Genomic DNA, 11,596 nt, shown 5'->3' with positions numbered 1-11,596 from the left:
GTCCCGGACGCCCACCCGGTTCCCGCAACACGCATCGCGCCACCCGTCACGACGTCGGCAAGACCATCAAACGCGACCTCACCCTCCAACAACACCAAAACCGCACAGGTTAAACAACAAGCTATAGCCGGAGCGAGGTCACATCGAGTTCGAACGGGACCGGGCTGGCGGTGATCCACGCGCTCCCGTGACCGGCCTTCGCGGTCGCGTCGCACACGTAGCGATCGTTCTCGAGGCGGTAGGCGGCGAGTTCGACGGGGCCGCCGTGGTCCTGGGCGACGCTCCAGAAGTACGGGATGCCGGCTCGCTCGCAGGCCTGGAACTTCTCCTGCTGCTCGCTGGAGGTGTTGCCCGGGGACCAGATCTCGCCGAGGAGCAGGACGTTCCCGGGCTGGAACGACGTGCCGACGGGCGGCGTGTCGAGGACGACGAAGTCGGCGATGAGGGCGGAGCGGTAACTCGTGCTGATCTCGATACCGATGCCACCGACCGCGTAGAGATCGGTCCGCCCGGCCGAGGTGATGGCCTGGTCGAAGTGCGAGATGATCCGCTTCTCGGCCCACTGGTGCTGCCCGGTCGGCGGCGGCGTCACGAGCCAGTACCCCTCGATGAGCTCCAGGCGCGACCCGTCCTCCCGGGCGGGCAGCGCGTGCCAGTCGGCGATCGTGAACGGCCCCAGTTCGTGCCGGACAAGCGCGGTCACCGGCCATCACCTCTTCTCCGTCCGGCTCCATCATGGCAGAACGCGGCACCCGAGCTCACGCACGCGAACGGGGCCGGGGCGGAAACGCCCCGGCCCCGTCGGCCGCGAATCGCCGGTCAGGCGGGCACGGAGGCCACGCCCGGGGCGAGGAATCGCTTGCCGTTGATCTTCTCCGAGACGCCGGCCCGGTCCAGGTAGGGCGTGATGCCGCCCAGCCAGAACGGCCAGCCCGCGCCGAGCAGCATGCACAGGTCGATGTCCTGCGCCTCGACGACCACGCCCTCGTCGAGCATGATCCGGATCTCCTCGGCCAGCGCGTTCAGCGCCCGGTCGCGGACCTGCTCGGACGTCGACGGCTTGTCGCCCTGTTCCCACAGCGCCGCGACCTCGGGGTCCACGACCTGCCCGCCCGTCGCCCGACCGCCGCCCCCCACGGAGGCGCTTTGCGCCGCTGACTGACTGGACTCGTCGGTGATCCACACCGCGGCCTTGCGCGCGGCGACGAACCGCTGCATGTTGTCGCTGAGCCCGAACCGGCCCGGGTAGGCCGCGTGCATCGTCTCGTTGACGTGCTGGGCGACCGCCGGGCCGACCAGCTGCAGCAGCACCATCGGGCTCATCGGCAGGCCGAGCGGCTCCAGCGCGTTGTCGGCCACCTCGAACGGCGTGCCCTCGTCGATGGTCGCGATGACCTCGCCCATGAACCGGGTCAGCAGCCGGTTCACCACGAACGCCGGCGCGTCCTTGACCAGCACGCACGACTTCTTCAGCTGCTTGCCGACCTTGAACGCGGTCGCCAGCGCCGCGTCATCGGTCTGCTCGCCGCGCACGACCTCCAGCAGCGGCAGCACCGCGACCGGGTTGAAGAAGTGGAAGCCGACGACCCGCTCCGGGTTCTTCAGCTTCGAACCCATCTCGGTGATCGACAGCGACGAGGTGTTGGTGGCCAGGATCGCCTCGGGAGAGACGTACTGCTCCAGCTCGGCGAACACCTGCTGCTTGACCGACATCTCCTCGAAGACGGCCTCGATGACGAAGTCGGCGTCGGCGAACGCCTTCTTGTCCAGCGAGCCGGTGACCAGCCCCTTGAGCCGGTTCACCGCGTCCGCCGACAGGCGGCCCTTGGCGGCGAGCTTGTCGATCTCGCCGTGGATGTAGGCCACGCCCCGATCGATGCGCTCCTGGTCGATGTCGGTGATCACCACCGGCACCTCGAGGCGGCGCACGAACAGCAGCGCCAGCTGACCGGCCATCAGCCCGGCGCCGACCACGCCGACCTTGGTGACGTTGCGCGCCAGCGACTTGTCGGGCGCCCCGGCGGGCCGCTTGGCGCGCTTCTGCGTCAGGTCGAAGGAGTAGAGCCCCGAGCGCAGTTCGTCGGACATCAGCGCGTCGGCCAGCGCCTCGGTCTCGGCGGCGTAGCCGGCGTCCAGGTCGTTGCCGCGGGCCAGCTCGATCAGCTCGACGGCCTTGGTCACCGCGGGGGAGGCACCGTGGGTGCGCGCCTCGACGATGCCCTTGGCGCGGGCGACGGCGTCGTCCCAGGCCTTGCCGCGGTCGATCTCCGGGCGGGTCACGGCCTGCTCGCCGTTGATCACGCGGACCGCCCAGCGCAGCGACTCCTCCAAGAAGTCCGGGCTCTCCAGCAGCTCGTCGAAGATGCCCAGCTGCCGGGCCTTCTTCGGGTTGAGCATCCGGTTCTGGCTGAGCGCGTTCTCGATGATCACCGTCACCGCGGCGTCCGGGCCGATCAGGTTCGGCAGCAGCTGGGTCCCGCCCCAACCCGGGAACAGGCCCAGGAAGCACTCCGGGAAGGCGATGGCGCCGGCGTTCGCCGCCACCGTCCGGTAGTGGCAGGACAGTGCCAGCTCCAGGCCGCCGCCGAGCGTCGCGCCGTTGACGAAGGCGAAGGTCGGGATCTTCGACTCGGTGAGCCGCCGGAACACGTCGTGCCCGGTCTGCGCGATCTGGTGGGCGTGCTCCCGCTCGGAGATCCGCCCGATGCCGGAGAGGTCCGCGCCCACGGCGAACACGAACGGCTTGCCGGTGACCGCGATGGCCGCGGGCTCGGCGGCGAACGCCTCGTCCAGCGCGGCGTTCAGGCTGGTCAGGCCGCCGGGGCCGAAGGTGGACGGCCGGGTGTGGTCGTGGCCGTTGTCGATGGTGATCAGCGCGAGCTTGCCGGCCAGGCCGGGCACGTCGACGAGCCGGGTGAACGCCTTGGTCACCACTTCGTCGGGGAACAGCGCCGCGAAGTCGTTGGTCACTGCTCGCCTCCAGCGTTGTAGTTCGGGTTCTCCCAGATGACCGTGCCGCCCATGCCGAAGCCGATGCACATGGTCGTGATGCCGTAGCGCACCTCGGGGCGCTCGGCGAAGTGCCGGGACAGCTGCGTCATCAGCCGCACGCCGGAGGAGGCCAGCGGGTGGCCGCAGGCGATCGCGCCGCCCCACGGGTTGACCCGCGGGTCGTCGTCGGCGATGCCGAAATGCTCCAGGAACGCCAGCACCTGGACCGCGAAGGCCTCGTTGATCTCGAACAGGCCGATGTCGTCGATGCTCAGCCCGGCGCGCTGCAGCGCCTTCTCGGTCGCGGGCACCGGCCCGACGCCCATGACCTCGGGCTCGACGCCGGCGAAGGAGTAGCCGACCAGCCGCATCCCGACCGGCAGGCCGAGCTCGGCCGCGGTGTCGGCGTCGGCCAGCAGGCAGCCCGTCGCGCCGTCGTTGAGGCCCGCGGCGTTGCCCGGGGTGACCCGGCCGTGCGGGCGGAACGGCGTCTTCAGGCCGCTGAGCGCCTCGACGGTGGTGCCCGGGCGCGGCGGCTCGTCGGTGGTGGCCAGGCCCCAGCCCTGCTCGGAGCGGGTGGACACCGGGACCAGGTCCGGGGTGATCTTCCCGGCCCGCAGCGCCTCGTCGTAGCGCTGCTGGCTCAGGGCGGCGTAGGCGTCGGTGCGCTGCTTGGTCAGCGTCGGGTACCGGTCGTGCAGGTTCTCCGCGGTCGAGCCCATGATCAGCGCCGACGGGTCGACGATCTTGTCGGAGACGAAGCGCGGGTTGGGGTCGACGCCTTCGCCCATGGGGTGGTTGCCCATGTGCTCGACGCCGCCTGCGATCGCCACGTCGTAGGCGCCGAAGGCGATGCCGCTGGACACGGTGGTCACGGCCGTCATGGCACCGGCGCACATCCGGTCGATGGCGAAGCCGGGGACCGACTTGGGCAGCCCGGCCAGCAGCGCCGCGCTGCGGCCGATGGTCAGGCCCTGGTCGCCGATCTGGGTGGTGGCGGCGATGGCGACCTCGTCGATGCGCTCCGTCGGCAGTTCCGGGTGCCGCCGCAGCAGCTCCCGGATGACCTTGACGACCATGTCGTCGGCGCGGGTCTGGGCGTACTGGCCCTTCGAACCGGCCTTGCCGAACGGCGTGCGTACGCCGTCGACGAAGACCACGTCCCGAACCGCTGGGCGGCTGCGGCTGTCGGCGGGTGCCGACGCAGGTGCGGCCACGGCGTGCTCCTCACTGGCTTGGTGGATGGTGCTGGCCGGATCGTCGGTCGATTACCGGCCGGTAACCGCACTCTAGCGCTTATTACCCGTCGGTAACCACGCGGGCGGACCGTGTCGGCTGTCTCACATTCTGATCAGCACCGCCGACGGCGACCAATCCGGGAGGACCCCGCGTGCCGATCCCGGATCCGCCCGCGACAGGCGATGCGGCGCGGCGCAGGCTGTGGGCATGAGCGAAACTTCCGAGCGCTACCGCGCGCTGGCCACCGAGTTCACCCGCCGCGTCGAGGCGGTGCCCGCCGGCGGGTGGTCGGCGCAGTCCCCGTGCGAGGGCTGGACCGCGTTGGACGTCCTGCGCCACGTCGTCGACGTGCACCGCGACATCCCCGGCTGGGCCGGGGAGGCGATCACCCTGGCGAAGGTCGTGGACGACGACCCGCTGGGGGCGTGGCTGGAGGCCCGCTACGCGGCCCAGGCGCTGCTCGACGACCCGCAGCGGGCGGGCCGCGAGTACGAAGGGATGTTCGGCCGCACCACCGTCGAGGCGACGATCGACCGGTTCCTCTGCTTCGACCTGCTCGTGCACGGGTGGGACATCGCCAGGGCCACCGGGCAGGACGAGGCGCTGCCGGCGAACGAGGTCACCAGGGTTTTCGCCGATGCCCGCGCCCTGGGAGACAACATCCGGCACAAGAGCGTCTGCGGTCCGGAGGTGCCCATCGCCGAGAACGCATCCGAGCAGGACCGCATGCTCGCATTCCTCGGCCGCAATCCGTGAGCGGCGCCTTCCGGGTGGCGGTTCGGCGCGAACCGCCACCCGGAAGGCCTCAGTCGGCCGTTGCCGCGGGCGTCGCGTGGAGGGCCTTGCTCAGGTCCTCCACGGTGAGCTCGATCTGCCACTCGCGGGCACCCTTGTCGCGCAGCAGTTCCGTCACGCCGGTGACGCTGCGGTCTTCCGGCGGGATCCAGCAGGTCCGCCGGACCAGGTCGGGGAGCAGCAGGTTCTCCACCGGCAGGTGGTGGCGCTCGGCGATCTTCGACAGCGCCGAACGCGCCGCGGACAGCCGCGCCGCGGCGTCGGGATCCCGGTCGCTCCACCGGTTGGTCGGAGGCGGCCCGTCGTGCGGCGAAGCCGGTGCCGGCAGCTCGTCGTTCTCCAGCCGACGCGCCGCCCGCAGCGCCTGCAGCCACAGCGACGCCCGGCGCCGCTGCTGCCGCCCGCCGAACACCGGCAGGGCGACCAGGTCGGCCTCGGTCTTCGGATTGGCCTGTGCGGCTTGCACGATCGAGGAGTCCGGCAGCACGCGGCCAGGCGCGAGATCTCGGTCCCGGGCGACGGTGTCGCGGGCTTCCCACAGCGCTCGAACGGCGGCGAGCTGCCGGGGACTACGCAGCCGGTGAATCCCGGACGTGCGACGCCACGGTTCTGCTCGCGGCGGTGCGGGTGCGGCGTTGCGGACCGCCTCGAACTCCTGGTGTGCCCAGTCCAGCTTCCCCTGCCGCTCCAACTCGTCGCGCATCGCGTCGCGCAGGGCGATCAGCAGTTCCACGTCGAGGGCGGCGTACACCAGCCAGTCCTGGGGGAGCGGTCGGCGGGACCAGTCCGCCGCGCTGTGCCCCTTCTCCAGCCGGTAGCCCAGCATGCGTTCCACGAGCGTGCCCAGCGACACCCGTTCGAACCCGGCGAGCCGGCCGGCCAGCTCGGTGTCGAACAACCGCGCTGGTCGGAGGTCGAGCTCGGCCAGGCATGGCAGGTCCTGGGACGCCGCGTGCAGCACCCACTCCGTGTCGTCCAGCGCCGGCGGCAGCGGATCGAGCGCGCCGTCCAGCGCGATCGGGTCCACGAGCACGGTCCCGGCACCCTCTCGGCGGAGTTGTACCAGGTAAGCGCGTTGCGAGTAGCGATAACCCGAAGCGCGCTCGGTGTCCACGGCGACCGGTCCGGTCCCCGCGGCGAGTGCGGCCGCGGCGGCTTTCAACGCGGCAGGCGTGTCCACCACCGGCGGTACGCCATCGGTGGGTTCGGTCAACAACACCGGCTCCGGGCGGTCGGACCCGACGGTCTCGGGGCTTGCAGCTTCCACGGCTATCAGACCTTACGTGCTTCTGCCCGCGCCGTGGGGCTACTCCACCCGAGCTCGTCGGGTCGACCGCACCGGTGCAGGTGCGTCAGCGTCCGGTCACCGGATCACGCCGGCCCGCATGGCCAGCGCGACCATCTGCGCCCGGTCGCCGGTGCCCAGCTTGCGCCCTATCCGCGACAGGTGGCTCTTCACCGTGAGTGCGGACAGGTTCAGCGCCTCGCCGATCTCCTTGTTGGAACGGCCGTCGGCCACCAACTGGAGCACCTCGACCTCGCGCCCGGACAGCTCGCGAGGCGTGTTGTCCGTTCCCGGCACGCGGGTACCGGCGGCAAGCACCGGCGCCACGCTGGGATCGGCGTACACGCCGCCATCGAGCACGCGGCGCACGCCGTCGGTGACCACCATGGGCGAGGCCGACTTCAGCAGGTACGCCTGCGCACCTGCCTGGAAGGCGGCCCGGACCGCATACGGGTCATCGGACGAAGCGAGCACCACGATCCGTGGCCAGCCCTGGCTCCGGAGTTCGGTTACCAGCTCGATGCCGGTCCCGTCCGGGAGTCCGAGATCGAGAATTGCGAGGTCGCACGGACCGGTCGCCAGGGCGCGAGCCCTGGCTTCGGCCATGGATGCGGCCTCGTGCACCGTGCCGGCGCCCATCTGCAGCAACCGGGCGGCGATTGCCTCCCGGAGCAGCGGATGGTCGTCCACCACGAGCACCGTGAACAGCTCTTCCCGCGGGTGCGGGACCATGTTGGCCGGCAAAGCGCCGGCGGGCGTGGTTCGAGCGGCCTGACCTAAGCCGACGGCAGCCACGTCACTACCTCCCTGGAGTCGGTCGTGCCCCCCGACCGGCACCGGGACTCTCGACCAATCAGCCGCGCCACTGATCGACCGAAAGTGGTGTCGTCGGGGGCAGCGTAACCGCCCAAGCGGGTCAGCGGGACGATCAATCGGGTATCTATCCCGATCGAGTTGTTACCTGAACATGATCGCATCGCTCTTTTGGGTGACTATGAGCTATCTCCGTAACGTCGGAGCGTGGCCAAGCGACGTAACATGAACGCGGATTGTGAATAACTTGCGCAATCAACGGTTTCGGCGGCTCGCAGGGTCTTCGCGAAAGGAAATCGCGCATCGGCGTGTCGGCTGCCGCGGAAACGGGATCGGTTGCGCCGAACCTGACGCGCCGGAGTCGGCCGACACAGCCGGTGATCGGGCGATCTCGCGATCAGTCGCGGTGCGCCGTCCCGGACCACCCGCCGAGCATCGAGACGCCTTCCGGCGGCAGGCCTGCCGCGCTCGCCATCAACTCGTGGAACGCCGCCGCGTGCGGCGCCAGCTCCGCGTCGGTGGCCGTCCACGAACCGCGCAACTCCAGATCGTGGCTGCGGGCCGGGCCCGCGATGTCGCCGAAGCGGGCCGACGAGGTCAGCGTGACCGTGCCGCCCAGGGCGGTCCAGGACGCGCCGGAATCCTCCAGCGCATCGGTCAGCCACGACCAGCCGACAGCCGGCAGCAGCGGATCGGTGGCCAGTTCCGGATCGAGCTCGGCCCGCAGGTAGACGACGAGCCGCAGCACGCCCGCCCACGCCTCCTGGCCTTCCGGGTCGTAGAGCAGGACCAAGCGGGCGGTGGCCAGCTCACCGGCCGGACCGTTCGCCTCCGCGGCGAGCGCATGGGCCCAAGGAGCGAGTCGCTTGGGCGGCCCGACCTCGGTCAGCTCTATCTCCGCTCGCGGACGCGAAGACGTCAACGAGGCAACAGCCTGCCGGAAAACCTCGGGCGCCACCGGCATCTCCGTCACGCTGCCGACTGTATGCGGCCCGGTGCGGGCGGTTGCGGAGGCACGCCGAACGGGGGATGAAGACGCTTCGCGACCGGCCTCGGAGGCGTCCCCGGCGGGGCGCCGAGGCAGGGAAAGGGGGGCGGGCGGGTGCGTGCGAAGATTGCCGCGTAAGCCCGGTCGGCCCGCCGTGGCGCCGTCCCCGGGACGCCTCTCGACCTACGGACAGCGACCTCGATGACGAACTCCGCGAACCCCGCGCCGGCCTCGGCCCGCCGGAACCTGGCCGACGCCCCCCTGCTGGTTGCCGCCCGCGGTGGCACTCCCCGGCACACCCCGGTCTGGTTCATGCGGCAGGCGGGTCGTTCGCTGCCCGAGTACCGCAAGCTCCGCGAGGGCGTGCCGATGCTGCAGGCCTGCCTGACGCCGGAACTGGTCAGCGAGATCACCCTGCAGCCGGTGCGCCGGCACGGTGTCGACGCCGCGATCCTGTTCAGCGACATCGTGCTGCCCCTGTACGCCGCGGGCGTCGGGCTGGACATCGTCGCGGGCACCGGTCCCGTCGTGTCGAACCCGGTGCGCACCCCGGCCGACGTCGCGGCGCTGCCGACGCTGGACGCGGCGCAGGTCGCGCCGGTCGCCGACGCGATCGGGCTGCTGGTGCGCGAGCTGGGGCAGACGCCGCTGATCGGGTTCGCCGGTGCGCCGTTCACGCTGGCGTCCTACCTGGTGGAGGGCGGCCCGAGCCGCAACCACGAGCGCACCAAGGCGCTGATGCACTCCGACCCGCAGACCTGGCACGCCCTGCTGGACCGGCTGGCGGACACCACGCTGGAGTTCCTGAAGGTGCAGCTGGCGGCCGGGGTGGACGCGATCCAGCTCTTCGACTCCTGGGCCGGGGCCCTGTCGCTGCGCGACTACCGCGAATTCGTGCTGCCGCACAGCCGGCGGATCTTCGCCGCCGTCGCCGAGATCGCGGACGTGCCGAAGATCCACTTCGGGGTGGGCACCGGCGAGCTGCTCGGCGCGATGCGCTCCGCTGGGGCCGACGTCGTCGGCGTGGACTGGCGGGTGCCGCTGGACGAGGCCGCGGCGCGGCTGCGCGCGGCGGAGCCGGATGCCGCCGCGCCGGTGGTGCAGGGCAACCTCGACCCGGCGGTGCTCTTCGCCGGGTGGGACGCGATCGAGCGCGAGGTGCACCGGATTCTCGGCGAGGGCAAGGCGGCCGGCGGCCACATCTTCAACCTCGGCCACGGCGTGCTGCCCAGCACGGACCCAGAGGTGCTCACCCGCGTCGTCGAGCTGGTGCACACCGCGAGCAAGCAGCAGTGATGACGCGCCGGGTCGCAGTCGTCGGCGGCGGCATCGCCGGTCTCGTCGCCGCCTACCGGCTCCGCCGCGGGCTGGGGCCGGACGCCGAGATCGTGCTCTTCGAGCAGGGCGAGCGCCTCGGCGGCAAGCTCCGCACCGTCGAGCTCGCAGGTTGCCGCTACGACGTCGGGGCGGAGGCATTCCTCGACCGGCGTCCGGAAGTCCGGCAGCTGGCCGAAGAGCTCGGCGTGCCGGAAGAGGTCGTGCACCCTGGCGCGGTGTCCGCGACGGTGCGCGCAGGCGGCCGGACCTGCCGGTTGCCCGGCGGCACCGTGATGGGCGTCCCGGCTTCGCCGGAGGCGGTGCAGGACGTGCTTTCCCCGGCGGGAGTGGCTGTGGTCCGGGCGGAGGCGGAACTGCCGCCGGTCCGGCTCGGCGGCGCCGACATCTCGGTGGGCGAGCTGCTGCGCGGGCGGATGGGTGACGAGGTCGTCGACCGCCTCGTCGAACCGCTGCTCGGCGGCGTTTACGCGGGCGATGCCGACCGGCTCGGCCTGCGGGCCACGATCCCGGCGCTGGCCGCAGCGCTCGACGCCGGAGCGGAGTCGATCACGGCTGCCGCGGCGGCGGCGCTGCCCGCGCCGAAGCCAGCGGATGCGCCGAAGCCGCCGGTGTTCGGCGCGTTCCGCTACGGCTACCGGGAGCTGGTCGACCGGCTGCTGATCGCCGCCGGCGCCGAGATGCGGCTAGGACTTCCGGTGCGGCAGCTGACGCGGGCGGAGCAGGGCTGGCGCCTGGAGATCGGTGCCGCGCCCAGCCCGGAGTCCCTGGACGTCGACGCCGTGGTGCTCGCGGTGCCCGCTCCAGCGGCTCGGCGACTCCTCGGCGACGTCGTTCCGGCGGCGGCCGCGAAGCTGGCCGAGGTGGAGCTGTCCTCCTCGATCGTCGTCGGGCTCGCCCTACCGCCCGGCACGCGGCTGCCGGAGGCATCGGGCGTGCTGATCGCGCGCGGCGAGCAGCACGCGGACGGAACCCCGTTCACCGCCAAGGCATTCACCTTCTCCAGCAAGAAGTGGCCGCACCTGCGCGGCGCCGAGGGAGAGCTGTTGGTGCGCGGCTCGGTCGGGCGGTTCGGCGAGACCGCCGAGCTGCGGCTGGACGACTCCGAAGTGCTGCGCCGGGTCCAGGCCGACTTCGCGGAGCTGACCGGGATCTCCGCGGCTCCGGTGGACTCCGTCGTGACGCGCTGGGGCGGCGGGCTGCCGCAGTACGGCGTGGGACACCTCGACCTGGTCGCCGACGTCGAGCGCGTCGTGGCCGAGGTGCGGGGGCTGGCGATCGCGGGCGCCGCGCTGCACGGGGTCGGCGTTCCGGCGTGCATCGCCACCGGGACCGCGGCAGCGACCGATATCACGCGGGACCTGCTGCAGGTCGGTCGCCGCGAGGTGGGAGCATGAACGCATGGCGCGGCTGAACTACAACGAGCTCAACGACACCATCCGCTACACCATGTGGTCGGTCTTCCGGATCGAGCAGGGCACGCTGCCCGAAGACCGGGCCAAGGCCGCGCAGCAGACCCAGGAGTACCTGGACTCGCTGGCCGAGACCGGCGTCGTGGTTCGCGGCGTCTACGACGTCTCCGGGCTGCGCGCCGACGCGGACTTCATGATCTGGTGGCACGCCGAGCGGATCGAGGAAGTGCAGGCGGCCTACACCGGGTTCCGCCGGGAGACCCCGCTGGGGCAGGCGTCCGAGCCGGTGTGGAGCAACGTCGCGCTGCACCGTCCGGCCGAGTTCAACAAGAGCCACATCCCGGCGTTCCTGGCGGGCGAGGAGCCGCGCAAGTACATCTGCGTGTACCCGTTCGTGCGCTCCTACGAGTGGTACCTGCTGCCGGACGACGAGCGCCGCACGATGCTGGCCGACCACGGCAAGGAAGCCCGCGACTACCCGGACGTCCGGGCGAACACGGTGGCGTCCTTCGCGCTGGGCGACTACGAGTGGATCCTGGCCTTCGAGGCCGACGAGCTGCACCGGATCGTGGACCTGATGCGCCACCTGCGCGGCACCGAGGCCCGCCTGCACGTCCGCGAGGAGATCCCGTTCTACACCGGTCACCGCGTCGACGTCCCCGACCTGGTCACCCGCCTTCCCTGAACGGGCACAAGGCCGTCGAGGTAGCGCGATAGTAGCGCTGTTGCGCTACTATC

At 71.6% G+C, this 11,596-nt stretch carries 10 protein-coding genes; 4 read left to right on the top strand and 6 right to left on the bottom strand.

Translation table 11 applies throughout. From position 1 onward, the window contains the following. Positions 1 to 121: 121 nt before the first annotated feature. The 3 genes from E1288_RS39495 to E1288_RS39485 all read right to left on the bottom strand — a co-directional run bounded on the left by E1288_RS39495 (position 122) and on the right by E1288_RS39485 (position 4,208). Positions 122 to 703, bottom strand: a complete 582-nt coding sequence (locus E1288_RS39495) for a Uma2 family endonuclease (protein ID WP_132493790.1) — start codon at positions 701 to 703, stop codon at positions 122 to 124. Between the two features lie 116 nt (positions 704 to 819). Further along, complete coding sequence (locus E1288_RS39490) at positions 820 to 2,970, bottom strand: 3-hydroxyacyl-CoA dehydrogenase NAD-binding domain-containing protein (protein WP_132493789.1); 2,151 nt, start codon at positions 2,968 to 2,970, stop codon at positions 820 to 822. Further along, positions 2,967 to 4,208, bottom strand: coding sequence for a thiolase family protein (locus E1288_RS39485; RefSeq protein WP_207954809.1), 1,242 nt, complete (start codon positions 4,206 to 4,208; stop codon positions 2,967 to 2,969). Before E1288_RS39485 ends, E1288_RS39490 begins: the two co-directional genes overlap by 4 nt. A 229-nt stretch (positions 4,209 to 4,437) precedes the next feature. Between E1288_RS39485 and E1288_RS39480 the strand changes: the two genes are divergently transcribed. Beyond that, entirely contained in the window at positions 4,438 to 4,986 is a 549-nt protein-coding gene (locus E1288_RS39480) for a TIGR03086 family metal-binding protein (protein WP_132493788.1), read from the top strand. Between the two features lie 49 nt (positions 4,987 to 5,035). On the opposite strand, the gene E1288_RS39475 is transcribed toward E1288_RS39480, so the two are convergent. The 3 genes from E1288_RS39475 to E1288_RS39465 all read right to left on the bottom strand — a co-directional run bounded on the left by E1288_RS39475 (position 5,036) and on the right by E1288_RS39465 (position 8,087). After that, positions 5,036 to 6,298: a ribonuclease D gene (locus E1288_RS39475; protein WP_132493787.1), complete on the bottom strand. Its 1,263-nt coding sequence runs from the start codon at positions 6,296 to 6,298 to the stop codon at positions 5,036 to 5,038. Between the two features lie 90 nt (positions 6,299 to 6,388). After that, complete coding sequence (locus E1288_RS39470) at positions 6,389 to 7,105, bottom strand: response regulator (protein WP_093264979.1); 717 nt, start codon at positions 7,103 to 7,105, stop codon at positions 6,389 to 6,391. A gap of 415 nt (positions 7,106 to 7,520) precedes the next feature. Then, positions 7,521 to 8,087 (bottom strand): DUF3000 domain-containing protein, encoded by a 567-nt coding sequence (locus E1288_RS39465; RefSeq protein ID WP_132493796.1) that lies wholly within the window; start codon positions 8,085 to 8,087, stop codon positions 7,521 to 7,523. A gap of 225 nt (positions 8,088 to 8,312) precedes the next feature. Here E1288_RS39465 and hemE point away from each other — a divergent pair, with 225 nt between their 5' ends. Genes hemE through hemQ form a run of 3 tightly spaced genes read left to right on the top strand, consistent with a single transcriptional unit; the run spans position 8,313 to position 11,543 of the window. Continuing rightward, positions 8,313 to 9,407, top strand: coding sequence for a uroporphyrinogen decarboxylase (gene hemE / locus E1288_RS39460; RefSeq protein ID WP_132493786.1), 1,095 nt, complete (start codon positions 8,313 to 8,315; stop codon positions 9,405 to 9,407). Next, positions 9,407 to 10,843 (top strand): protoporphyrinogen oxidase, encoded by a 1,437-nt coding sequence (hemG, locus tag E1288_RS39455; RefSeq protein ID WP_132493785.1) that lies wholly within the window; start codon positions 9,407 to 9,409, stop codon positions 10,841 to 10,843. The genes hemE and hemG overlap by 1 nt, the downstream gene beginning before the upstream one ends. Before the next feature lie 4 nt (positions 10,844 to 10,847). Then, positions 10,848 to 11,543 carry a hydrogen peroxide-dependent heme synthase gene (gene hemQ, locus E1288_RS39450; protein WP_132493784.1) on the top strand — a complete coding sequence of 232 codons (696 nt, stop codon included), beginning with the start codon at positions 10,848 to 10,850 and terminating at the stop codon, positions 11,541 to 11,543. Positions 11,544 to 11,596: the final 53 nt, after the last annotated feature.

The sequence above is a fragment of the Saccharopolyspora elongata genome (assembly GCF_004348985.1).
Lineage (GTDB): Bacteria > Actinomycetota > Actinomycetes > Mycobacteriales > Pseudonocardiaceae > Saccharopolyspora > Saccharopolyspora elongata.
This window is presented reverse-complemented; position numbering and strand designations above follow the sequence as displayed.

Coding starts and splice junctions, on each gene's coding strand:
- E1288_RS39480 (WP_132493788.1), top strand. CDS start 4,438: ATGAGCGAAACTTCCGAGCGCTACCGCGCGCTGGCCACCGAGTTCACC.
- E1288_RS39465 (WP_132493796.1), bottom strand. CDS start 8,087: ATGCCGGTGGCGCCCGAGGTTTTCCGGCAGGCTGTTGCCTCGTTGACG.
- hemE (WP_132493786.1), top strand. CDS start 8,313: ATGACGAACTCCGCGAACCCCGCGCCGGCCTCGGCCCGCCGGAACCTG.
- hemG (WP_132493785.1), top strand. CDS start 9,407: ATGACGCGCCGGGTCGCAGTCGTCGGCGGCGGCATCGCCGGTCTCGTC.
- hemQ (WP_132493784.1), top strand. CDS start 10,848: ATGGCGCGGCTGAACTACAACGAGCTCAACGACACCATCCGCTACACC.